21 protein-coding genes and 2 pseudogenes are annotated in these 21,644 nt (G+C 68.0%); 15 read left to right on the top strand and 8 right to left on the bottom strand.

Features of this window, described 5'->3' with window-relative positions:
* Positions 1-383: 383 nt before the first annotated feature.
* Both ACBJ59_RS61880 and ACBJ59_RS61875 read right to left on the bottom strand, forming a co-directional pair.
* Positions 384-731, bottom strand: a complete 348-nt coding sequence (locus ACBJ59_RS61880) for a hypothetical protein (RefSeq protein WP_375119242.1) — start codon at positions 729-731, stop codon at positions 384-386.
* Positions 732-1,115: 384 nt separating this feature from the next.
* Positions 1,116-1,478, bottom strand: coding sequence for a winged helix-turn-helix transcriptional regulator (locus ACBJ59_RS61875; RefSeq protein ID WP_375119241.1), 363 nt, complete (start codon positions 1,476-1,478; stop codon positions 1,116-1,118).
* Between the two features lie 56 nt (positions 1,479-1,534).
* Between ACBJ59_RS61875 and ACBJ59_RS61870 the strand changes: the two genes are divergently transcribed.
* The 3 genes and pseudogenes from ACBJ59_RS61870 to ACBJ59_RS61860 all read left to right on the top strand — a co-directional run.
* Complete coding sequence (locus tag ACBJ59_RS61870) at positions 1,535-2,761, top strand: MFS transporter (RefSeq protein ID WP_375119240.1); 1,227 nt, start codon at positions 1,535-1,537, stop codon at positions 2,759-2,761.
* A gap of 325 nt (positions 2,762-3,086) precedes the next feature.
* Positions 3,087-3,200 carry a hypothetical protein gene (locus ACBJ59_RS61865; RefSeq protein ID WP_375119239.1) on the top strand — a complete coding sequence of 38 codons (114 nt, stop codon included), beginning with the start codon at positions 3,087-3,089 and terminating at the stop codon, positions 3,198-3,200.
* Between the two features lie 424 nt (positions 3,201-3,624).
* A pseudogene (locus ACBJ59_RS61860) lies at positions 3,625-3,777 on the top strand (tetratricopeptide repeat protein); the annotation flags it as partial.
* A gap of 29 nt (positions 3,778-3,806) precedes the next feature.
* On the opposite strand, the gene ACBJ59_RS61855 reads toward ACBJ59_RS61860, so the two are convergent.
* The gene (locus ACBJ59_RS61855) at positions 3,807-4,250 is read right to left on the bottom strand and encodes a hypothetical protein (protein ID WP_375119238.1); all 444 of its coding nucleotides are present in this window, start codon (positions 4,248-4,250) and stop codon (positions 3,807-3,809) included.
* 507 nt (positions 4,251-4,757) lie between these two features.
* On the bottom strand, positions 4,758-5,273 hold the full coding sequence (locus tag ACBJ59_RS61850; protein ID WP_375119237.1) for a hypothetical protein: 516 nt from the start codon (positions 5,271-5,273) through the stop codon (positions 4,758-4,760).
* A 50-nt stretch (positions 5,274-5,323) separates the two neighbouring features.
* Here ACBJ59_RS61850 and ACBJ59_RS61845 point away from each other — a divergent pair, with 50 nt between their 5' ends.
* Positions 5,324-5,620: a hypothetical protein gene (locus ACBJ59_RS61845; RefSeq protein ID WP_375119236.1), complete on the top strand. Its 297-nt coding sequence runs from the start codon at positions 5,324-5,326 to the stop codon at positions 5,618-5,620.
* On the opposite strand, the gene ACBJ59_RS61840 is transcribed toward ACBJ59_RS61845, so the two are convergent.
* On the bottom strand, positions 5,598-6,242 hold the full coding sequence (locus ACBJ59_RS61840; protein WP_375119235.1) for an O-methyltransferase: 645 nt from the start codon (positions 6,240-6,242) through the stop codon (positions 5,598-5,600). The genes ACBJ59_RS61845 and ACBJ59_RS61840 overlap by 23 nt on opposite strands.
* 104 nt (positions 6,243-6,346) lie before the next feature.
* Between ACBJ59_RS61840 and ACBJ59_RS61835 the strand changes: the two genes are divergently transcribed.
* Positions 6,347-7,018 carry a TetR/AcrR family transcriptional regulator gene (locus ACBJ59_RS61835; RefSeq protein ID WP_375119234.1) on the top strand — a complete coding sequence of 224 codons (672 nt, stop codon included), beginning with the start codon at positions 6,347-6,349 and terminating at the stop codon, positions 7,016-7,018.
* 695 nt (positions 7,019-7,713) lie between these two features.
* Positions 7,714-8,358: a hypothetical protein gene (locus ACBJ59_RS61830; RefSeq protein WP_375119233.1), complete on the top strand. Its 645-nt coding sequence runs from the start codon at positions 7,714-7,716 to the stop codon at positions 8,356-8,358.
* Between the two features lie 339 nt (positions 8,359-8,697).
* Here the strand turns inward: ACBJ59_RS61830 and ACBJ59_RS61825 are convergent, their stop codons facing one another.
* Positions 8,698-9,360: a TetR/AcrR family transcriptional regulator gene (locus ACBJ59_RS61825; protein WP_375119232.1), complete on the bottom strand. Its 663-nt coding sequence runs from the start codon at positions 9,358-9,360 to the stop codon at positions 8,698-8,700.
* A gap of 103 nt (positions 9,361-9,463) precedes the next feature.
* Here ACBJ59_RS61825 and ACBJ59_RS61820 point away from each other — a divergent pair, with 103 nt between their 5' ends.
* The 7 genes and pseudogenes from ACBJ59_RS61820 (at position 9,464) to ACBJ59_RS61790 (ending at position 14,647) form a co-directional block, all read left to right on the top strand.
* Positions 9,464-10,672 (top strand): cytochrome P450, encoded by a 1,209-nt coding sequence (locus ACBJ59_RS61820; protein ID WP_375119231.1) that lies wholly within the window; start codon positions 9,464-9,466, stop codon positions 10,670-10,672.
* A 7-nt stretch (positions 10,673-10,679) separates the two neighbouring features.
* Positions 10,680-10,871, top strand: coding sequence for a ferredoxin (locus tag ACBJ59_RS61815; RefSeq protein ID WP_375119230.1), 192 nt, complete (start codon positions 10,680-10,682; stop codon positions 10,869-10,871).
* A gap of 66 nt (positions 10,872-10,937) precedes the next feature.
* A pseudogene (locus ACBJ59_RS61810) lies at positions 10,938-11,140 on the top strand (IS5/IS1182 family transposase); the annotation flags it as partial.
* Positions 11,141-11,157: 17 nt separating this feature from the next.
* Positions 11,158-12,153: a glucose 1-dehydrogenase gene (locus ACBJ59_RS61805; protein ID WP_375119229.1), complete on the top strand. Its 996-nt coding sequence runs from the start codon at positions 11,158-11,160 to the stop codon at positions 12,151-12,153.
* 513 nt (positions 12,154-12,666) lie between these two features.
* Positions 12,667-13,083, top strand: a complete 417-nt coding sequence (locus ACBJ59_RS61800; protein ID WP_375119228.1) for a PAS domain-containing protein — start codon at positions 12,667-12,669, stop codon at positions 13,081-13,083.
* 95 nt (positions 13,084-13,178) lie between these two features.
* Positions 13,179-14,027 (top strand): oxidoreductase, encoded by an 849-nt coding sequence (locus tag ACBJ59_RS61795; protein WP_375119227.1) that lies wholly within the window; start codon positions 13,179-13,181, stop codon positions 14,025-14,027.
* A complete protein-coding gene (locus ACBJ59_RS61790; RefSeq protein WP_375119226.1) occupies positions 14,027-14,647 on the top strand; it encodes a TetR/AcrR family transcriptional regulator in 621 nt (206 codons plus the stop codon). The genes ACBJ59_RS61795 and ACBJ59_RS61790 overlap by 1 nt, the downstream gene beginning before the upstream one ends.
* A 448-nt stretch (positions 14,648-15,095) precedes the next feature.
* Here ACBJ59_RS61790 and ACBJ59_RS61785 read toward each other — a convergent pair whose 3' ends face one another.
* Entirely contained in the window at positions 15,096-16,151 is a 1,056-nt protein-coding gene (locus ACBJ59_RS61785) for a winged helix DNA-binding domain-containing protein (protein WP_375119225.1), read from the bottom strand.
* 468 nt (positions 16,152-16,619) lie between these two features.
* Complete coding sequence (locus tag ACBJ59_RS61780) at positions 16,620-16,751, bottom strand: hypothetical protein (protein ID WP_375119224.1); 132 nt, start codon at positions 16,749-16,751, stop codon at positions 16,620-16,622.
* A 258-nt stretch (positions 16,752-17,009) separates the two neighbouring features.
* Here ACBJ59_RS61780 and ACBJ59_RS61775 point away from each other — a divergent pair, with 258 nt between their 5' ends.
* Both ACBJ59_RS61775 and ACBJ59_RS61770 read left to right on the top strand, forming a co-directional pair.
* The gene (locus ACBJ59_RS61775) at positions 17,010-20,081 is read left to right on the top strand and encodes an NACHT domain-containing protein (protein ID WP_375119223.1); all 3,072 of its coding nucleotides are present in this window, start codon (positions 17,010-17,012) and stop codon (positions 20,079-20,081) included.
* A gap of 802 nt (positions 20,082-20,883) precedes the next feature.
* Positions 20,884-21,375 (top strand): hypothetical protein, encoded by a 492-nt coding sequence (locus ACBJ59_RS61770; protein ID WP_375119222.1) that lies wholly within the window; start codon positions 20,884-20,886, stop codon positions 21,373-21,375.
* Positions 21,376-21,644: the final 269 nt, after the last annotated feature.

Raw genomic sequence — 21,644 nt, 5'->3', positions numbered from 1 at the left:
CGCAGCTCACGGGCGAGGAGACACCATCGCCTGCGGCGCGTGGATCGTTGTCCGCCCATACCCGGTCCGGGCGGGCGTCCGGCGGGCGGCGGGGTCGTGCGCGGCGGGGATGCCTGCGGAGGTCTCGGGGCGGAAAGGGCTTTGGAACGGGGATCCGGAGTTTAGGCGGTTCGCGCTGGTCAGACAGCCTCGCCGGATCCCGTTCCATCGCGTACGAGTGCCACCGGCCGCGGTCGCCCTGCCCGTGCCGAGGCAACGTCTTCCAAGGCAGGGAAGGGAACTCCAGCGATGCCGAATAAGCAGGATGGGAGCGCACCGACGCTCGGCCTACTGGAGGCGGTGGTGCCGGTGCGCGGGGTGGAGGCCGTCGGCCGCCGCTTCCGTCAGTTACACGGTCCCCGTCGAGCGGCGCGGACGACGAAGCCGAAGTCATGGACGACCTGTCCCGGGGCGAGCTCCCGGCGGTCACCGCCGTAACCGAACCAGTTGTAGAAGCACCAGGGGTCGCCGCTGTAGTTGGCCGCCCGGACGATGGGCGGGACGATGTCGGCTTCGTCGTCGAAGAGCACTCTGAGGGTGTCGTCCACGTCGTAGGCGCAGATGCCCAGCACGGGCGGGCAGGGGAAGCCGGCTGCGGCCGGTGGAGCGCTCGTGGCGGAAGCGGGCAGGGGCAGGCCGGTAACGGCCATGACCAGCGCGGCTACGGCGGCGGCCTTGCGGAGGACGGGCATGTGCGCTCACTCCTTGCTCTCGGAGATGCCTGCGAAGGCAGACCCTTCATTGAAGCAGATAGTAACGTAACAGCAACAGAGCGTTACTGGATTGGTTCGCTGTACGAGACGGCTGAGCGGGCCTCAGAATCGGGTCGACCTTCCCGTGTTCCGGCGAATTCCGGTCGGATCTGCCTGACGTGCACAAACGCAGGCCCAAGAACGTGGCCCGGCTGTCGCCGCTGAGCCGGCGGCACATCGATCCCTCGGCCGCGTACAGTTTCGCCGCCTCCCAGCCTCGCGAGGGGCTGCGACCGCTGCGTGATCCAGCGGTTCGCGACGCCGAGGAGGATCTCGTTCGAAGGCCCTGCCGGGGTGTCGGCGGTGCACCAATCGGCGAACGGGCTACCGTTGCGCGTCGGCTTGTGCGCGGGCGCGTTCGATGTCGGCGACGTGGCTCTCGGCCCATTCCCGGACGGCACGTAGGGGTGCCAGCAGCGACCGGCCGAGGTCGGTGAGGGCGTACTCGACATGCGGCGGATTTGCGGGAATCTCCGTGCGAGAGATCAGACCGTCGTACTCCATCGCGCGAAGCGTCTCGGTGAGCGCCTTCGGTGTGATCCCCCGGATGTGCGCCTTGAGCTCGGTGAATCGCATCGGCCTGTTGTCCAGCGCGTTGACGATGAACACCGTCCAGCGCGCCCCGATCCGGTGCAGAACGGTGCGACTGGGGCAGGTCGCGGCCATGATGTTGTAGGCCTTACCCATGCACGACTCCCGGTAGCGTTGTGTATACCGGTATAGAATCTATACCGTCCCGGGTTGTGTCTATTCCCGATCACACGGTCCGTCCATCGATAGCTCGGCACGGCCGCTTCGTCGCAGCGATCATCATCGACTCCATCGGCACCGGTGTCTTCGTCCCCGTTTCGATGCTGTACTTCCTGGCCACGACGCCGCTGACGCTGGTGCAGGTAGGCGCGGCACTGACGACGGCCGGGCTGCTGGCGCTCCCGGCGGGTCCTCTGGTCGGAGGACTGGTCGACCGGTACGGCGCCAAGCCGGTACTGCAGGCGGCAAACCTGGCCCAGGCACTCGGCTTCGCCGGGTATCTCCTCGTGGACCAGACATGGCAGATCGCCATCTTCGCCTGGTTGAACAGTGCCGGGCGGGCGGTGTCCTTCAGCTGCTACGGCGTGACCGTCACGGCGCTGGCCGCGCCCGGCCGGCGCGAGCGCTGGTTCGGTCTTCTGGGGTCGGTACGCAACCTCGGCTACGCACTCGGCGGCCTCCTCTCCGCCGTCGCGGTCAGTTTCGGCATTCACGGCATCTACGCCGGGATCGTCATCGTCAACGCCTTGTCCTATGTCACCGCCTTCGTTCTGATGCGCGCCGTGCCGAATGTCCGTCCCGAGGCGGGCCAGGACGCTGCTGGAGGCTGGGGGCGCGTGCTCCAGGACCGGCGGTACCTGTCACTGGTCGCGCATCAACTGTGCTTCGCGATCTCCTTGTTCGCCCTCAACATCGCGATCCCGGTCTACGCCGTGGACGTGCTGGGACTGCCTGGCTGGACCGCCGGCATGGTCTTCACGCTCAACACCCTGATGGTCGGCTTCGGCCAAGGCATCGTCCTCGGGTGGCTCCGCGGGCGGATCCGCAGCCGCGTCCTCGTCGCCGGACACGCCTGCTTCGCGGTCGGCTACCTCCTGTTCCTCACCGCCGACCACGTGGCTGCGCTCGCCCTCGCGGTCTGCGTCGTGTTGCTCGGTGCAGGCAGCTACACCTTCGGTGAAATCCTCGGCGGCCCCATCACGTCGACTGTCGCCGCGGAGAGCGCCCCAGACGCTCTCCGCGGCCGGTACTTGGCCCTCAACCAGCTCGCCGTGACTGTCGCAGGAGCGGTCGCTCCGGCCGCGCTCTCCGGGCTGCTGTCCACCGGGGCAGCCGCGATCTGGCTGACCCTGGTCGGCGTCAGCGTCCTCGGAGCCACGCTCGCCACCACGATCGGCAGAGTGGTGCCAGCGGCGCGGAGCCGCATCGGAGGTGTCTAGAGACGGGACTGGGTGGCGCGCAGCAGTTGATGCCCTGGTCGACCGATCCCGACATGCCCACGGACAGCGGGCGCTCCCGGCGGCTGGATCGGTTGGCGACATTGTCGCCGACGCCCGCATATCTCAGCATTACCTTCGGATGGTCAGGCGGCATTTACCAGCAACCTGGGCATGGATCTGCTGACTATCAGCCTGACTGGCCAGAGTTCGCGAACCGGCCAGGGATTGGCAACTGTCGCCGATCACGCTCCAAACCCTTCAAAACCTTGCGTCCTCAACAACTCCGTTCACCCGCGGTCGAAGTCTCGACCGTCAGATCGATGCCATGCAGGCGGCCGGCTGCCGCAAGGTCTTCGCTGACAAGAAGTCCGGCAGGAACGCGCTCCGGCCCGAACTGCAGGCCTGCCACGCGTTCCTGTCGGCTGGCGACACTTCATAGTGCCCGAGCCCGCCCGCTATGGTCGCAGCCTGCACGACCCCATCAGCATGGTCGGCGACCTCCGCAAACGCGACATCGGCTTCACCAGCCTGCACGAGAGCTTCGACACCACCACCCCGGCGGCCGTCTCGACTGCCACGTCTTCGCCGCCCGCGCCGAATTCATCCGCGAGCTCATCGTCGCCGGCACCCATGAGGGCCCGGCCGCCGCGAAAGCGCGAGGTCGCACCGGGGGACGTCCCACCGTCGTCACCGCCGAAGTCCTCAAAGCCGCCCGCGCCACCTGGTGAGTGGTCAGGCGGGCGATGCGCGTGACGTGCTGGGCGTACTGCAGGACCAGGCACCCGGCGAGGCGATCGATCAGCGCGTAAGGAGTCTCCGCCAGCGTCTGGGACAGCCGGCGGCGGGCCTGTGCGAGCTCCACGGCGTCCGTTCTCGGCTACCGCCTCAACGAGCGCGACGTGCGATTCGGACTGGAAAGCTGCTACCGCACCCTGGTCCGGCTTGCCGCCACCCAGGAACAGCGCAACGACCTGGTGGGCCGCACCAACGCCCTCCGCCCCCGCACCGTCCGGTGACCCGTGGCGGCGAGAGGGCGGATGAGTCGCTACAGCGGGGTGCCAGTCCCGCTCAGCCAGCTGCCGTAGAGGGTGCTGGTGACTCGGCAGCGACCGGCGAAACAGACGTAGCTCATCTTGATGGACCGGTGCCTGTAAACCGTCGGATTGAACTTGCGGACGATGCGTCCGTGCGTGCAAACGTCGTACACCTTGGCCTTACGTACACCGTTCTGGTTGTAGATCTTCGTCATGCTGCTCGACGTCGTCTCGGTCTTCTTCAGCCGCTTGACGCTGTGCGCGTTCGGATTGTAGGTCCTCGTCCCGAGGTAGTTCGTCCACACACCACCACATTGCCCTCTGGTCTGCGACCAGTAGAGGTAGGGCCTGACCGTGTCGGCGCCGGCGGTCGACATTCCGCTGCCTCCGACCACTATCCCCGAAGCGAGTATCGCCGGCGCCATGAACCACGCGAGCCGTTGTCCTTTGCGCATGAACCTTCCCATCTCCGGTGTCGTCGCATCCTGTGGAGCCCAGCACGGTCACCTGAGTGACCGCCTGCCACAGTGCCGTAGGGCGGTATATGCACAGAACATCTTCGGAACAGTGGCGTATCCAGGGAAAAGACGACGCGCCCTCCCCCTGAAAGTCCCGTTCATCATCGAGACCTGCCACGTCCTGGCCCGGCTTTTCATCCCTGCCGCCTGCGCCATCGACCAGGTCCTGAGCTGGTCCTACTACCGCCGCCTCCACCAGGCCCGAGCGCAACTCAGCCACGACTGCCGACGCGGTCATCCCATCCCAAGAAATCGGTGAAAGCGAGCCATCTCCACTGCCAGGGCGATCAGAATTGTCAGCATTACCTGCGCCGCCGTGGCGTAGAACGCTTCTGCACCCATTCCAGATAATCGCGCCCGGTCCGCCGAGCGTTGCACTACGCAATCGCGACAAAACGGGAGGGCCGCCGCCTGTCCCCCCACGACAGGGCGCGGCCCCAACGATTAGCTGGTGTAGTAAATCTCCAGGTGATAGTGGGACGTGGTGTGCGACCAGTGCGGGCCGTTGATCGCGCGGCACCGCCACGTTCCTCCCCATAGCTTGCCGGCGGACCTGCAGGACGCAAAACCAGCGGACGTCAGAGGGTAAGCCGCGACGTATTCCCACTGTCCCAAGCTCCTCGTGGCGCTAGCCGGAACCGCCGCCAAAGCGGTGATGGTGGTCACAGCGGCCAGTGCAATCGCGCTCAGACGTTTCGCGAGCATGTGCATAATGCTCCTTAGCCGAGGGGTTTCTCTTTTTGATTTCCCTGCGCATGAGTATTGGCGATCAATGGGGGTCGTGTCATTGACCGAGAACGCCAACTTGCTTGCCGTCGTGCGCCATACGGCCGCGCGGACGCACAACACCGGCGACATCGCGGGTCCGGGCGATGAGCCGGGCGCCCAGATCCGGAAGGCGGCCCGTGAGATCATCATGACCAGGGTTTCATGGCCGGCCACGATCAGCATGAGCACCATGGCGACCAGTTCGCCCTCGCTGAGGCGGTCCTGCCGCGGTGTCGGGGTCGATGGGCCTGCGAGGAGGCCATGGCGAGGCGGTGGTGGAGGCGGTGCATCCCGTCGGTGATGGCGGTGTGCAGGCGTTCGAGGTGCGGGTGCAGCGGATCTGGGTGCACGAGGAGATCCGGATGAAGGGTACGGACGACCACATCGACCCCGACGCCTGGCGGCCGCTGATCATGAGCTTCCAGAAGTCGTACGGACTCGGCCCGCAGGTGTCTCCGTCCACCTGGCGGGCATTCCCGAGCGGTGGTACAGGAGTGCCGACCTTGAGCGGGCCCGTCAGAGCGCGGCGCGGCAGCTGATCTCCATGCCGTCCTCGACAGGAAAGGAGACGCTGACGTAGCCGTTGGCCGGATCGCGTACATGGTCCAGATAACCGGCGACCGTGGGAAAGCTGCTGTCGTCGGCCACCACGAGCGCGCCGGGGGCCAGCCGGGGCTCCAGCAGGCGCAGCACCGGCAGGTACAGGTCCTTCCAGCCGTCGAGCAGCACCAGGCCGATCGGACCCGGCACGTCGGCGAGGGTCCGCAGGGCGTCGCCGGGCAGGATCGTCACGTGCTCGCCGAGTCCCGCCTCGGCGAGGTTGGCGCGGGCGGCCTCGACCTTGGTATCGCTCAGCTCGCTGCCGTACACGTGGCCCGTGCCGTTGTCGGCGACCGCGGCCGCCAGGTACAGGGTCGAGATGCCGTACGAGGTGCCGAACTCCACGACGGTCTGCGGGCGGGCGGCCCGGATCAGCGAGTAGAGCAGCTCGCCGCCCCGTTCGGAGATCGGCATGTAGACCGCCTCCAGGGCATCGGCGCGCTCCTGCGCGCCCGAGTGCGCGGAGTACGGGCCGACCGGGGCGTCGTCGTCGCGGTCGGCCGCGGCGAACAGCCGGTCGAGTACGGGGCGGACTGGTGAGGTGTGCAGTGAGATGGACATGGCGGTTAGGCTAGACGCGACGTTGAGTCTTGTCTAGAGCGCCCGGTCCAAGGCGGTTCGCTAAAGTGCCCAATCGAGAAGGCAGGTACCAAGCGGGAGGCCACATGGGCGGTTCGGGGTCCGCCGGGAAGGCAGCCGACGAGCGCCGCGCGGCCCACCGGGGAAACCGGTACGGGCGCAGCGAGGAAGCCCGGCAGGCCGTGCTGGACGCGGCCGACGACCTGCTGGTGGAGCGCGGGTTCGCGGGAGTGACGATGGAGGGGATAGCCGCCCGCGCCGGTGTCGCCAAGCAGACCATCTACCGCTGGTGGCCCTCCAAGGTCGACGTGCTGATGGACGCCTTCATCGAGGACATGGCCGAGCACCTGCCCGTACCTGATCACGGCGACCTCGGGCGTGACCTGCGCGCGCACCTCGGCGGGCTCGCCGGCTTCCTGACCCGCTCGGACCCCGGCGCCGTCTTCCGCGCGCTGGCCGGACAGGCCCAGCACGACCCGGAGCTCGCCGCCCGGCTGCGTGCCGACTACCTCGGCCGGCAGCGCGCCCGCGACGCCCTTCCGCTGGCCCGCGCGGTCGAGCGCGGCGAACTGCCCGCGGGCTTCGACGTCGGCTTCGCGCTCGACCAGCTTCTCGGCCCCCTCTACTACCGGGTGCTGGTCACGGGGGAGCCCGTGTCGCGCGAGTTCACCGACCGGCTCGTGGAGCGGTTCCTCAGCCAGTACGCCCTGCCGTCCTCCCCGAGCCGCCCACCCGGGTCGTCTCCCCAGGCGGGCTGATTCCCGCACTTCCTGGTCCGCGTCGTGGACCTGCAGGAACGTGCCGGCGAGTTCCGTCGCGCCCGGAAGGTCGAGAGGGGGTTGCCCGCCCTCGGCCGTGATGGTGATCGCGGCGGCGCCGAGCCCACAGCACACCAGCGTCACGACCGGCCCTTGCGCACTCAGGGGATGTTGCGGCAGCGTTCTATCAGGCGTGGTGCTGGGATCGGATCCCGGCTCGTGCGGCGCACAGCGCCACCAGGTCCGTCATCCCCAGGGCGGGCATGGACGGGCCGAGCGCGCAGCGTCTGCTCCATGCTCGCGTCGCGATCGGTCAGGCATTCCAGCGTCTCGATCACCGGGACCAGGGTCGCCGGCACCTCAGCCCAGCACTCACGCAACGCCGGGCCTGACGGCCCGCAGATATCCGGTCGGCGCGCGGACGGTCGTCGGGAAGTTCAGGGAAGACAGGATCGCACGCTCGATCTGTTCCCTGCGTGACCTGCTCTGCGGGTGGGACGAGGCGAGGGTGGCCGGATGGACGAGCAGGACGAAACGCTGGGGACTGTGCTCGGCCAGTACCTCGGCGTTCGCCGCGAACGCCTGCGCGGCGCTGTCCGGGATGTGGTCTTTCCATCGCCGGTGGAGTCTTTCTCCAGAAAGCTATCCATGATCCGCATACCACGCAGTCCGCAGGATTTCCGTACGGTGAAGGTATGTTCTTCGAACCCCCGCCAGCTCAGGAAGAACGGACTCGCCCACCCAAACCTGGATGGCCGGCCTGGTCCGCTCCGCCGGCGGACGAGATGGGCGCGGTGATGGTCAGCGGGCTGATACTGGCCCGCACCCCGAATGTCGCCATCACCGTGCCGACGATTCAGGCATTCAGCACCGGCTGCCTGATCAACGTGGACCTCGTCACCCGACGGCAGACTCTATCCCCCGACGACTTCCAGGCCCTCCAACTATCCGTGTTCCCTCACATGGTCACCGGGGTGAAGGCCGAGCAGCCGTTACCGGACCAGCTGCTGCGCTTCGGCGTGCGCCTCGCCGACGGCGCCAAGGCCACCACCGTCGGACAACGTTGGGACAGGACACAACTCCCGCAGGATCCGCCACCGGGCCCGCAGTTGTCCTTGCTGCTCCCGGGCATGTCCATGCGCAGCGGTGACGAGGACGTAGGTGTCACGACCTGGGGGCTATGGCTGTGGCCTTCGCCTCCCCAGGAGAGGTTCCAACTCGCCGTGGAGTGGCCCGTCGGCGGCATAGAGCTGAGCATCGTCGAACTCGACGGCGCGGCCATCGCGGCCGCCGCCCAGCAGGCGGTCCCGTACTGGCCGGAATCCCCACAGGACAGGTAGACCCGGCCATCTTCGCTGCAGAGGGGGGCCTGCCTACGAGTCCGCGATCGTGTTCGGTCCATGGGTTGAGGAATGCCTCTGAATCGACAGTCCCAGCGACAAGATGCAGATCAAGCCGACAACCCGCCCACCATGACGCCATTAGCTCCACACTGCCGGAGTCTTCTCATACCGCTACAGGACTTGGGTTCAAAGAGCGCCTGGAAACCTGGGTCCTGGTCCCCCTGCCAGCTGCGGTGCACGTCCGCGCTGGTGGTGTCGCCGCAGACCTTCGCCTGCGTCTCGTGCAGGCAATTGCCCGGCCTGAATGGCCAGCAGAGAGGAGAAGAACGGCACTGGCTACTCCGCCATCTTGAGGTGGCGGTCCAGCTCGTCGAGGGTCAGCGGCTGCCGGCGCAGCGGCTCGGAGGCGTCCAGCGCCGTGGCGTGGAGGCTGCCGAGGAACAGCTCCAGCTGCTGGCCAGTAATCAGCTCGTTCAGTTCAGTGCCGATGACGGGCAGCGGGCGGGACAGCTTGATGACGCCGAGCCAGATGTCGATGGGGTTGACGCCTTGGCGGAGCTGCCCCTCCTGCTGGGCGGTGCGGGTGAGCTGCTCCATCTGCTCGAAGAGCTGGTCGCGTCGCGCCCTCAGTGTTCCCCCCTCGCTGCGCGCGTCCTCCTCCAGGCCGGGGAGCAGCACCGGCATGATGATGCTGAGCCGCAGCTCCACCAGGCGGCGTATGAGCTGCGCGAGAGCGTCCCAGGCGTCGGGGTGCGCGGCGGTGGCGCGGTCCAGTTCCTCACCGACCAGGGTCAGGTTGTCCAGGGCGACCTGCTGGACGAGCGTGTGGCGGTCGGGGAAGCGGCGGTAGAGGGTGGCGATGCCGATACCGGCACGGCGGGCGATCTCCTCCAGTGGCGCGTGGATGCCCTGCTCGAGGAAGACTTCGCGGGCCGTGATGATGATCTGCTCGCGGTTGCGACGGGCGTCCGCCCGCAGTCGGGTCGTGTTCTCGGTCAACCGGTACCCATCTCCTTGGGATGTGGAGGGAATCCCTTCGATTGTGCTAGCTTACCGTCTGCAGCAAGCGAAGGATTACCCTCCGCTTATTGAGGAGAGGCTGATGTCCCAGACCACGACTCCTGACAGCCGGAGCTTCCCGTTCCGGCGGCAGTGCCCGTTCGCCCCACCGCCGGACTACGACCGGCTGCGCGCCGAGGAACCTGCTTCCAAGGTGCGGCTGCCCACCGGCGGCACCGCCTGGCTGGTGACCCGGTATGAGGATGTCCGGACCGTGCTGAGCAGCCCGGTGTTCAGCGCCGACGGCACCCGCCCCGGCTTCCCCACGCTCCTCCCGGGACAGGCGCAGGTCCTGCAGCGCCCGCCGTTCATCCGCATGGACCCGCCACAGCACAGCTTCTACCGGCGGATGCTCATCCAGGAGTTCACCCTCAAACGCATCAAGACGATGCGGCCCGGCATCCAGGCCACCGTCGACCGGCTGCTCGACGACCTGCTCGCCAGGACCCCGCCGGTGGACCTGGTCGAGGCGTTCGCGCTCCCCGTGTCGTCGCTGGTGATATGCCAGCTGCTCGGTGTGCCCTACGACGACCACGAGTTCTTCCAGAGCAGGAGCATGGTCGGCGTGTCAGGGACGAGCACCGCGGAGCAGGTCGCGGCCGCGCTGGGTGAGCTGCGCGCCTATATGGACGGCCTGATCACCCGCAAGCAGCAGGAGCCTGGCGGCGACCTGCTGAGCAAGCTGGTCACCGAGCACCTGGAGCCCGCCGGCGAGCTCCGCCGGGATGACCTCGTGATGACGTGCCTGATGCTGCTCAACGCGGGCCACGAGACCACGGCGAACATGATCTCGCTGGGCACCGTGGCGCTGCTGGAGCACCCCGACCAGCTCACCGCCCTGCGGGAGAATCCCGAGCTGCTCCCCGACACCATCGAGGAGCTGCTGCGCTACCTCAGCATCGCCGACCTCGTCACCACCCGGATCGCGGCCGAGGACACCGAGCTCAGCGGCACCCGGATCCGCGCGGGCGAGGGAGTCTTCGCCCTGCTGGCCGCGGCCGACTGGGACCCCGCAGTGTTCCCCGAGCCCGAGCGGCTCGACGTTCACCGCGGCAACCGGCACCACGTGGCCTTCGGCTACGGCGTGCACCAGTGCCTCGGGCAGAACCTCGCCCGGGCGGAGCTGGAGATCGCCTTCTCCACCCTCTTCGAGCGCATCCCCACCCTGCGGGTCGCCGTGCCGGTGGACGAACTGCCCTACAAACACGGCAATCTCGCGTACGGCATCCACGCCCTGCCCGTCACCTGGTAGGCGGAGCATGCGGATCACCGCCGACACCACCGTCTGCATCAGCCCCGGCCTGTGCGCGCTCACCGCGCCGGGGGTCTTCGACCAGGGGGACGACGACGGACGGGTCGCGGTAGTCCTACCGGATCCCTCCGGGGAGCTGCGCGAGGCAGCGGCCGAGGCCGTCCGGCTGTGCCCCAGAGGGGCGCTCGACATCAGGTAGGCAACGGCCGGGCGCCAGCCTCGATGATCTAAAAGTTCTCGACGCTTCCGATCACCAGCAGGACCTGTGCCTGCCCTGCCATCGTGGCTCACCAACCCGCGGTGGGACCAGTTTGCCGCGCTGCTGCCCGACCGTCCCGCCGGTTACCAGGCCGACCACCCGCTGGGTTGCCAACGGCGACCGGTCACCGACCGGGTCGTGTTCGACAAGCTCATCCAGCTGCTGGTGGTTGGCCGCCGATACCGCAGATCACCGACGCGACCTGCTCGACGGCCAACGAGCCGCCATGCTGTCGAACAGCGAACGGCGAAGCCGGCTTGAAGCGGAAGCTGATTCCGCTGCTCAGGACACTATGTGGCGGCTGATGTCACGTTGGTTGACGGCATCTCGATTTCTCCGACTACGCCTGCGAAACGGCGGCCACCGGTGTCTGGAACGCCTGATCGCCGCGTTTTCCGCTGACTCAGCTCAACGGATCGACGAACAACAGGAAGGGACGAGCATGTCTGGTTTGCAGAACAAGGTAGTGATCGTGACGGGTGGCGCCCGCGGGATCGGTGCGGCCATGGCCGCCCGCATGGCTCGGGGCGAAGCCAAGGTGGTGGTCACCGACCTGCTCGACGAACAGGGTGCCAAGACCGCCTCCGAGATCCGGGGCCTGTTCCTCCGTCACGACGTGACCAGCGAGGATGATTGGAAGAGCGTGGTGGAGGCGACCGTCGAGCACTTCGGCCGGGTGGACGGCCTGGTCAACAACGCCGGGATCGCCGCGGGGGCACCTCTGGAGAGCGAGACGCTGGAGCGGTTCGAACGGGTGCTGAAGGTCAACCTGACCGGAGTGTTCCTCGGGCTGAAGGCGGTCATCGAAGCGATGCGGGCGGCCGGCGGCGGCTCGATCGTCAACATCGCCTCCATTTCGGGACTGATCGGGCTTGCTGGGGTCTCGGGGTACGGAGCGTCCAAGTGGGGCGTCCGGGGCCTGACCAAGATCGCCGCGGCGGAGCTGGGGCGCCACCGGATTCGAGTCAACGCCGTGAATCCGGGCGTGATCTACACCCCGATGACCATGGAGCGTAACGCGCAGTTGGGGGAAGGCAACTTCCCCCTGGCCCCGCTGGGCCGGATCGGCGTCCCGGAGGAGATCGGCGAGGCGGTGTCCTTCCTCTTCTCGGACGCGGCCTCGTACATGACCGGCGCGGAAATCACGGTGGACGGCGGCTGGACGTCCGGACAGGCCATGATGACGCAGCACCTCGACGCCACCGACAGGACCGCCCCCTGACCCTTGGGTTCAAGTCAATTGCCTTTAGCAGGGAGTGGTCTCATATCCGAAGTAATCGCCGTTTTCGGTGCTGGTATCGCGGCTCGGCGTCTCCGTGGCCCGGCGCTTCGGGCGCGAAAACTTCCGTGTGGCCCTGGCAGCCCGCCGTAAGACCGACTGGACGCACCCGTCGAGCAACTCGCAGGAGAGGGCATCGAGGCTGCCGCCTTCACCGCCGGCTTGGCCGAGCCTGCCTGAGTCCCCGTGACGCCAACGCAGGCAGAACCTTGCGGGCATTGGACAGCGCCTCACGCCAAGCCCCGAACAAGGCGTCGATCTGTTCGATGGAAGGAGGTACACGGGTGACGCCGTACTCGGTATTTGCAGGACGGTTGAACTCGTCGATTGGCTGGACGACGGTGTGTCCCGTCAGCCGGTGGACGCCGACCTGGTACCGGCGATCAGAAAGTTGAAGAACTGGGCCGGCATGCCGGCCTTCCGCTTCACCATCGAGTGCGCGGGCCCAGTCTTGCGTTGCGCCCCAAGCTTCTCGAGAACCCGCGGGAGTCGCGGTATACGCCCGGCCATGGCCGCGGCGGCCCGACTGCCGGAGTCGCTCATCAGCAACTTCCCCGTCGCCATGGCCATCTGGGACAGGAGCTGCGCTGCGTCTGGCTGAACGAGGCGGCCCAGCAGCTCAGTGACGGCTACCCGTACTCCCGGGTCGGCCGCTCCCTGACCGAGGTCATCGACGGGATCGGCACGGAAGCGGTGCAGGACGCGATGCGCAAGGTGTTCGCCGGCGGCCGGCCCATGATCAACCGTGAGGCCCACTGGTCCCACGGGAGTCAGCAGCGCACGATGTCCATCTCGCTGTTTACGTGGCCGCTTACCCGGTGGCCTCTGCTCTTGCTCGGGAAGATCGTCATAGGGCGGTCGGCGGAGCCGTGAAGCGGAATCTACACTGTGACGATAAAAATCGACGCCGTGTAGAATTTGGACGAAGGGGGCAGTCCAGCTCCTTTCGAGTCCTGTCTGGAGGGGCAGTGCAGAAGCAGAAGTGGCTCATCACCGGCGTCAGTACGGGCCTTGGGCGTGCCTTCGCGCAAGCCGCCCTGGCCGCCGGGCACACTGTCGTCGGAACGGTCCGCTCCGAGAAAGACCTGCGGGCCTTCGAAGAGCTCCAACCCAGGTACGCTCACGGCCGCATTCTGGATGTGACCGATGGCGACGCCGTCTCGAGTGTGGTCGCCGAGGTAGAGCAGAGCGTCGGGCCTGTGGATGTCGTCGTCGCCAACGCCGGTTACGGCCTGGAGGGCACCTTTGAGGAAACCCCGCTGACCGAGGTGCGGCGGCAGTTCGAGGTCAACGTATTCGGGACGGTGGCCACCCTGCAGGCAGCACTGCCCTACATGCGCCGGCGCCGCCGCGGACACTTGATGGCCGTCACGTCCATGGGCGGGCTGATGGCCGTGCCCGGCATGTCCGCCTACTGCGGTAGCAAGTTCGCCCTGGAAGGCATCCTCGAGGCCCTGGGCAAGGAGGTCGCACAGTTCGGGATCCACGTGACGGCGATCGAGCCCGGCTCCTTCCGCACCGACTGGGCGGGACGGTCCATGACACGCGCCGCGCGGTCCATCGACGACTACGACGAGCTGTTCACCCCCATCCGTGAAGCGCGGCAGAAGGCAAGCGGAAACCAACTGGGCAATCCGGCCAAGGCCGGGGAAGCCGTCGTGCACATCGCGTCGGTCGACCAGCCGCCGGCCCATCTCGTCCTGGGTTCGGACGCGCTGCGACTGGTCACCGCCGCGCGCGTGGCCGTGGACGAGGACATCCGGGCATGGGAGACGCTCTCCCGTACGACCGACTTCGCCGAGGGCGCTCAGCTCTGATGCCCGGCCACCACCCCGCGCGGAGCCGACGCACCACCGAACGCAAGGGCGATGTCCGGGAGCGGGCCATTCTGGACGCCTGCGAAGCTCTGCTGGCGCAAAAGGGCTACGACGCCATGGCCGTCGGCGACATCGCACAGGGCGCCGGCATCACACGCGGCGCCCTGTACTTCTACTTCGGCTCCAAGCAAGAAGTGGTCACGGCACTCGTGGCCCGGACCGTTGAGCACCTGTGGGAGCGATCCCGGGCCGCTGCGGAGACCGACGAGCCGCGCCAGGCCATCGCAGCGGCCATGCAGCGCACGGTCGAGCTGTGGAACGAGCACGGCCTGGTCATGCGCACGGCGATCGACCTGTCGTTGACCGTGCCGGAGATCGGCAAGCTGTGGAGCCATACCGCTGACTTGTTCATCAGAGCCATCACTGCCGTCTTGGAACGAGCCGGCGTTCAGGCCGGCACCGAACCACACCAGGCGTCAGCCATGGCACGCGCCCTGTGCTGGATGATCGAGCGGACCTTCTACCACGCCTCGCAACAGTCTCGCGAGCAACTGCAGAAGGCATCTTCGACCTGCGAGCATATCTGGCTGATCAGTGCTGGCCTGGACGGTGAAGCGTAAGAAGCGAACATCGCCGATGCCTTGCGCGTGAAGCGGCGCCCAGGGCATGTCGCAGGGCTTGGGTGGCCTGTTGGGTCCGGCCAGGAGTCCTCGAGTACTCCTGATGGCGTCCGAGGCTGTCCTTCCGGACGTTCGGGCACCTTCGATGCGTGATCCCGCGGTGGGGCGGTGGTCGCGGTGGCAGGGCTGGCGGGGCTGGGCGTGTACTTCGCGAAGGTGGCTGGCGGTCGCGGTCGACCAGTTGCGTGCCAGTCATGGGCGAGTACGCGGCCCGCCTGTCCCCCGCTTGGCCAGGCCCTCCTCCGCCCCGGCGATGGTCGCGGCTCCGTTGTAAGGCACGCCGTACTCGATCACGCGTGTCCTTTGGCGGTCCCTGCTCCCGATAAGGCACGGGCGAAACCCTGGAACCTGACTCGGCGGGCCACGCCCAAGTGCACGGTCGACCTCGCTACACCCCTCTGATCTGGTGCGCCTTGCCCGGCTCGGCGAACTCCAGCAGCTCCGCCGCCTCCGCGTGCACCTGTTCGGCCTGGGCGTCGGTCAAGGGCGCGAACGGTTCGATCGTCACCACCGCCTTGTCCCGCTTCCAGATGCCGTGCACGAAACCATCGACCAGGAGGGTGCCGTGCACCTGGCCGTTGATCGTGATGACGCGCTTGCGGTGCTCGTCGGAGATGACGCGGGTGCGGTCGGCGTGGCTGAGCAGCAGGTTGTCGAACGGCGCGAGGAGTCGTACAGGTGCGGGAGTGTCCTCGTCCGGGCGGGGCGCGTCCGGCAGGTCGAACACCGTATCGCTCAGCATCACCAGCTGGGGCCGCAGCCGGTCCACGACCTCGCGCAGCCCGGTCAGGCCCGACCAGGCTTGCACGTCGGCCACCGTGGCCGGGCCGAACGCCCGCAGGTAACGCAGGACGAGCTCCTCAAGGGACGGCGAGGCATGCAGCTCCCGCTCCAGCCACGCCTCGGCCGTGACGTAGGCCGTCTGGCCCGTCTCCCCCCACACCGCCCGCGGCGGCACCTGGACCAGCGCGACCAGGCTGCGCAGGATCTGCGACAGGTCGGCCGCCGCGCCGGGAAAGGCCCCGGCCAGCGCCGTGCCGAGCGCCGCCGCCGTCATCGGCCCCTCTCGCAGCAGCTCCAGCCCCGCCTTGACCACCGCGTCCTGGTCGACGCGCGCGAGGCGGGCGGCGTACACGCTCTGGAAGGTACGGGTGAGCATCGGCTGCGCCAGCGGCCGCAACCACAGGCAGTCGGCGGCGCTGACCAGGTGCACGGTGCCGCGCATGAGCACGATCCGCACCACCTGCCGCTCGGTCAGCAGCTCGGCCAGCTCCTGCGGCCGGAAGCCCGACAAGCGGCACCACAACCCGAAGTACGGCGGGAACGGCGCCTGGGCCTGCAACCCGACCAGGTGCTCGACCGCCTCCAGCGCCGGCATCGTGTGCTTGCGCAACAACAACTGGCGAGCCAGGGTGGCGCGGTTGAGCGCCCTGCGGCTGATCACGCAAAGGATTCTAAGAGTCAGCACTGAGCGCACGCCGCGGCGGTGGCCGTGACCGCCGTGCGGGCACATCGCCGCCCGCGAACCCGGGTGCTCAGCGTTGAGCCTGGGGCGTCGGCCCCAGCCGGCGAAGCTGCGCCGCCCGCAGGCCGGTAATCGCGTCCTTGGCGCCTCGTCACGACATCAGCAATGCCGTGGTGTTGGCCCAGGTACGCGCGGTGACGTCTGATGGGCAGACAACGCCCCCCGCGAGGCCGCCGCATCGTTGCACCTGCAGGCGTTCGCAATCGCGTGCGTGGCGCCTACACTTTCCATCGTCCTGTCCCCTACCTATCGCCGAACCACCGGGTTCGCTGATTACTCAGCCGGACAGTGCCGGGTCGTGGTGGGATGGGCGCTATGACTGTTCGCAGCGGAGATCACTTCAGCGCGGTCGGTGCGATGACACATACCGGCCCGAGCAGTCGTGGGTCAGCCGTCCTCCGGGGACGTCTCAGGCCGCTCGCGGTCACGCCGCTCACGGGCGTCCTGCACGGTGGTCGCCAGCGCGGTCACGGCGGCGGTCAGTTGCACCAACTCGACGAGGAGTTCAACGACGTTCATGCGGCGAGCATCCGGCTCTGTGTCGGCGGTGTCCCGCCCTCGCTCCTGGGACTGCCGGACAGTCTGCAGGTCAGCGCCATGTTCCCAGGCGAAGGAAAGTGTCCGGTCCGGCCCCGGCCGGACGGGTGACCTCGGATGACCGGTCCGCGGGACGATCCGCGCCGCTGGTTCGCCGACCGGCTCGGCGAAGGGTTGCGGCTGTGCGGCCGCAGCAACACCCAGATCGCCCAGCGGGCCACCGCCATCCTCGAGCACCGGATGAACGTCACCGGCGCTGCTGCCGCCGGGAAGGCCGCCGGCGTCGGCAGGAGGGTCTTCGTCGATCGCAAGCGGATCAGCGCCTGGTCCACCGGTGCGGACCTTCCGCAGGACCAACCTCTCCTGGAGGCCGTGGTCAAGGCGTTGCTGGAGGCGCTGCGCAAGCGTCAGGAGCAGGGTCGCATCGACGCAGACGAGATGACTGCGGGCTTGCTGGAGGAGCGGGCCTGGTTGTCGTGGTGGCGCGCTGCCCGCGACGCGCCTCGAAGCGAGCCTTGGCTGGAGCCCTATCTCGCTGCCGCTCGCCATACCGCCGAGGCCCACCCCTACCCGGGCGTTCTGCCCGGCTCCCGGCTGCCGCCGCTGTCACAGGTGTACGTACAGCAGCGCAGCCGGCCACGGTTCAGCACAGCGGACGCCGAAACGGGGAGTCCATACGCGTCCGGCGCGTCCGGGGTGCGGCTCACGGCCGAGGCGGTCGTGTCGACCGACCATAACGTGCTCCTGCTGGGCGGTCCTGGTGCGGGCAAATCCAGCCTGCTCCGCCACGTTCTGATCACTCTGGCCGCCTCCGTGCGGAACGGCGAGGCCGCCGTGGTCGACGAGGTTCCCGTCTACGTGCCCGCCGCGTACCTCACCGTGCGGGGATTGTCGTTCGCCGAGCAGGTTGCCGCCGCAGCTCGTGATGAGCTGTCCGGGCGGCGGGTACCAGCGCTGAACGCGGAAATCTTCGACCGCCTGCCCCGGCCCGCCTCCCGCTGGCTGGTCCTGCTGGACGGCCTCGACGAGATCACCGACATACGGCAGCGACTGCAGCTGACCCAGCTGCTGGGCGAACACCGCGCGGGTCCGTACCGGTTCGTGCTCACGAGCCGCCCGCTCTCCGAAGGGGAATTAGCAGCGCTGGAACGGGACCCGCATCTGCTCGTCTATGAGCTCCTGCCCTTCGAGCCCAGCCAGCTTCGGTCCTTCGCCGAAGGCTGGATGCGCACGGCCCACGACCTGGACCCCGCGCAGCTGCCTGACCCCGAGGCCGCGGTGCACGGCTTCCTGGCCCAAGCGACGCGTCCGGCCTTGGCACAGCTGGCCCGCACCCCGCTGCTGGCCACGATCCTGTGTCAGCTCCACGCCGCCGGGCCCGGCAGGGCGCTGCCCCGCGACCGCTACAGCATCTATCAGAACTTCCAGCTCCTGCTGCGGCAACGCCTGACCGATCCCCTCGTCCCTGAACTGCCGGATGCGATCCTCGCCACCTTGGGCCGTGTCGCTGCCCGGCAGCATCATCGGCATGGGATGGACGACGACCCCGCGGCCGATCTGCTGACCGAGGTACTGCACGCCACCGACCACCTGTGCCCGCCTGGCATGCTGCCACTCGACTGGACGGCCCGGCGCGAGCACCTGCTGTGCCGTACCGGCCTGATCTCCGCGCATGGCGGAACCTACACCTTCATCCACCAGACCATCGGCGAGTTCCTGGCCGCCCGGCACGTGGCCGCTGACGCCCGGCTCAGCAGGCAGGCGTCCCGCTCACTGTACGGCTGGCGAAGCCGTAGAGGCCTGGTCAGCTTGTCTAGCTACGACCGATTCCTCGTCGCCGCCTGGCTGGGCGGGCCGTCAGGAGCACCGCCTTTCCCTGTGCCGCCACGGCTGACGACGGCTTTGCACCGCTCGGCAGGCTGGAGCATCGGCGCGAGGTACATCGCTCAGCTCGCCGCCGACGGCCTTACGCTGACCCCGCAGACCATCGACGCGGCCACCTGCACCCTGAAGGAGCTGGCCACCGACTCCGCCCGTGCCGGACACATGCGTGTCGACGCCGCCCGGGCACTGGCAGATGTGAATCACGAGCTAGGCCACGATCTGCTGACCGCACTGGCCGCCGACCCGAGCTTGAACGGTGAACACCGCGTCTCGGCGGCACGGGAGCTGGCCGAGCTGAACGACCCACACGGCTTCGACCTCCTGGCCGCCCTGGCCACCGACTCCGCCCTGTACGGGCCGCACCGCGCGGCAGCGGCCTTGTCGCTGGCCAGATCGAGTGACGCACGAGCCGCCGACCTGCTGGCCGCGCTGGCCACCGACCCGACCCAGCGCGACGGCGACCGCGTCATCCTCGCCCAGTCACTCACCGAGTTGGCCGATCCACGAGCGGCCGACGTGTGGACCGCGCTGGCCGGCGACCCCGCACGCACAGGTGACAGCCGCATCACGGCGACGCGGAAACTCGCCGAACTGGGTGATCAGCACGTCGCGCAGCTGTGGGCCGCGCTAGCCACCGACACCACCTTGTCCAACAACGCCCGCGTCACGGCGACGCACGAACTGGTCAACCTGGATGGCCGACAGGCTGTGAAGGTGTGGGGCGCGCTAGCCACCGACACCACGTTGTACGACGCCCGTGTCACGGCAGCTCGGGAACTGGTCAAACTGGATGGGCGGCAAGGCTGCGATCTCCTGGCCGCGCTGCCCGCCGATCGTGCCCTGAGCGGACACGGCCGTGTCTTGGCCGCCCAGGAGCTGGCCGCGCTGGGCGACGGGCGAGCCACCGACCTGCTCGTCGCGCTGGCCGCCACCTCCGACCTGCAGGACCTATACCGTGTGCGAGCGGCTCAAACCCTGGCCGAACTCGCCGATCTGCGGGCCACGGAGGTCTGGGCCGCGCTGGCCGCCGATCCCACCGTGCACGGTGGCGAGCGCGTGGCGGCTGCGCGAGAACTCACCGACCTGGACGAAGCGCGGGCCACCGACCTGCTCGCCGTGCTGGCCGCCGACACGGACCTGCACAGCCTCTACCGCGTGGCGGCGGCACAGGCCCTGGCCGAACGGGATGCCACACGGGGCTCTACCCACCTGGCCGCACTGGCCACCGACCCCGCTCTAGACGATCTTTACGGCCTGGCGGCGGCCCAGGCGTTGATCGAGCGGCGGACGGTCGAGCCGGGCCGCCATCCATCTGACGAGGCACAGGCACCCCGCTGGCGTACCCGAGCCGCTGCCTGGATCATCAGGCGGACTCGCAGAATTCCCCGGCGGTTCCTGCCGGAGAACGATCCTGGTAACGGCCGGTAAGACGGGGGCTACCAGAGACACGTGATCGCGTCACAACAGGCTTGACGTAGCGCATGGCAGTGTGTGGTTCTTGTGGCGAGCCGTGCCGATGATGAGCTGCAGCGGCGCTTCGGCCCGATGGCACAGCCCATGGGGCAGCCGTGAAACCCGACCACTCCACCCAGGCTCGTCCCGCCCGCAGCGCGCCAGTGGCCGTTCCAGCTGGCGGCCTTCCTCGGCCGCGTCTGGCGCACGTGGCCCTCCACCCGCCCGGCCACCGCCGACCACGCCGACCGTCCTGGTACGCGCCCTGCTGCAGGGCCTGCCCTCCTCCCCCGCCCCCGTCCCCTTTCCCCAGGGCAGGGGCCGGTCGCCGCTCACGACCATCGCCCCACTTTGGGAGAGCGCAAGCCGACCGACCCCGCCCAGGCAGCCCCACGGATGCCGCCACCCAGGGCATCCATCGACCAGTACGCCGCCACCGGCCGGCCCTCGGTCAACCGGCTCGAAACCCCCTACGCGTACGCATCGAGCCCTATCGCGACCTGTTCCGGGGAGGAGGAACCGGCGGACAGCCGTTGGTGCTGGGAAGGGTCCTGATCGCAGACAGCCGAGGCTGTTCTTGTGACAAGGGCCGGGCGAAGAGCGGGTTCCTCTCCGATCAGGTCGCCGACACGGGTGCCTGCACTCGGCGCTTGGCTATCGGCCACCACTGGAGGTACTCAACGAGTCCCTCTCACAGCAAGCAGCCGCATAGGCTTTACGACCACAAGACGGCTGTCCGGAATCTCTGTGGCCCCTCAGAGTGACAGCATAAGATTTTATGACCGAGTTGCTGATAACCATCGAAGACACCTTCCGGCGCAGATATGGACGCTATCTCCTCGCTGACGCCGACGGCCCGACCATCGACACAGAAGACGCGCGGCTCTTGGGTGATGAATTATGCTCCACCACCCAGAATCTGATGGTGATCGAGACGATCGTGCGGCGCGACGATGTGCTGGAGCTGGTCAGAGGCAGGTTCATCTTCGAGGTCTGGACCGCCGAGCCGCCGCCCACGGCCGCCGGCGTCTGGGACAAGCAGATCGTCGTCCAGTTCCGGCTGACATCGGGGGTCGTCCATCTCGAGGATGATGACGAGGTCGCGAGCCCGCTCGAGATCGACCTGGGCGCGCGCGACACGCGCTGGCAAGTCCGGCTGTCGGCTCGCGAGCTAGCACTGGAGCCCGAGGACGTCGAGTACTTCGAGTTGGGGAGCGAAGACTACGAGGCCGAGGTCTTTCTCCTGCAGTTCTGGCCCCACAGCCGCTGATCCGGAGCACCACCGTGGATTACATCGAAATGCCTCATGATCGATGAGGTGATTCCGCTCGGCATCGTCTCATCCAATCTGGTGCACCGCAGGTTAGAGACGCATCATGCCTTGAGTTCAACGAGACAGGACAATTGAGCCTTAGGGCGTGTATTTGGTTGTGATCAATCTGCGGGATCCGCCCTCGTTTCGGGGTCCGATCTGGTAGATCGTTTTGCGTGACGCGAGTGCAATTGACGGACGCGGAGTGGGAGTTCATCGAGCCCTAC

Source organism: Nonomuraea sp. MTCD27, assembly GCF_041950495.1.
GTDB lineage: Bacteria > Actinomycetota > Actinomycetes > Streptosporangiales > Streptosporangiaceae > Nonomuraea.
Note: the sequence above shows the minus strand (reverse complement) of the source record. Positions and strands in the feature narration are given on the sequence as shown.

Excerpts from the sequence above, each read along its gene's own strand:
- ACBJ59_RS61880 (WP_375119242.1), bottom strand. The coding sequence starts at position 731 with ATGCCCGTCCTCCGCAAGGCCGCCGCCGTAGCCGCGCTGGTCATGGCC.
- ACBJ59_RS61875 (WP_375119241.1), bottom strand. The coding sequence starts at position 1,478 with ATGGGTAAGGCCTACAACATCATGGCCGCGACCTGCCCCAGTCGCACC.
- ACBJ59_RS61865 (WP_375119239.1), top strand. The coding sequence starts at position 3,087 with ATGCAGGCGGCCGGCTGCCGCAAGGTCTTCGCTGACAAGAAGTCCGGC.
- ACBJ59_RS61855 (WP_375119238.1), bottom strand. The coding sequence starts at position 4,250 with ATGCGCAAAGGACAACGGCTCGCGTGGTTCATGGCGCCGGCGATACTC.
- ACBJ59_RS61850 (WP_375119237.1), bottom strand. The coding sequence starts at position 5,273 with ATGGTGCTCATGCTGATCGTGGCCGGCCATGAAACCCTGGTCATGATG.
- ACBJ59_RS61845 (WP_375119236.1), top strand. The coding sequence starts at position 5,324 with ATGGGCCTGCGAGGAGGCCATGGCGAGGCGGTGGTGGAGGCGGTGCAT.
- ACBJ59_RS61840 (WP_375119235.1), bottom strand. The coding sequence starts at position 6,242 with ATGTCCATCTCACTGCACACCTCACCAGTCCGCCCCGTACTCGACCGG.
- ACBJ59_RS61835 (WP_375119234.1), top strand. The coding sequence starts at position 6,347 with ATGGGCGGTTCGGGGTCCGCCGGGAAGGCAGCCGACGAGCGCCGCGCG.
- ACBJ59_RS61830 (WP_375119233.1), top strand. The coding sequence starts at position 7,714 with ATGTTCTTCGAACCCCCGCCAGCTCAGGAAGAACGGACTCGCCCACCC.
- ACBJ59_RS61820 (WP_375119231.1), top strand. The coding sequence starts at position 9,464 with ATGTCCCAGACCACGACTCCTGACAGCCGGAGCTTCCCGTTCCGGCGG.
- ACBJ59_RS61815 (WP_375119230.1), top strand. The coding sequence starts at position 10,680 with ATGCGGATCACCGCCGACACCACCGTCTGCATCAGCCCCGGCCTGTGC.
- ACBJ59_RS61805 (WP_375119229.1), top strand. The coding sequence starts at position 11,158 with ATGCTGTCGAACAGCGAACGGCGAAGCCGGCTTGAAGCGGAAGCTGAT.
- ACBJ59_RS61790 (WP_375119226.1), top strand. The coding sequence starts at position 14,027 with ATGCCCGGCCACCACCCCGCGCGGAGCCGACGCACCACCGAACGCAAG.
- ACBJ59_RS61780 (WP_375119224.1), bottom strand. The coding sequence starts at position 16,751 with ATGAACGTCGTTGAACTCCTCGTCGAGTTGGTGCAACTGACCGCCGCC.
- ACBJ59_RS61775 (WP_375119223.1), top strand. The coding sequence starts at position 17,010 with ATGAACGTCACCGGCGCTGCTGCCGCCGGGAAGGCCGCCGGCGTCGGC.
- ACBJ59_RS61770 (WP_375119222.1), top strand. The coding sequence starts at position 20,884 with ATGACCGAGTTGCTGATAACCATCGAAGACACCTTCCGGCGCAGATAT.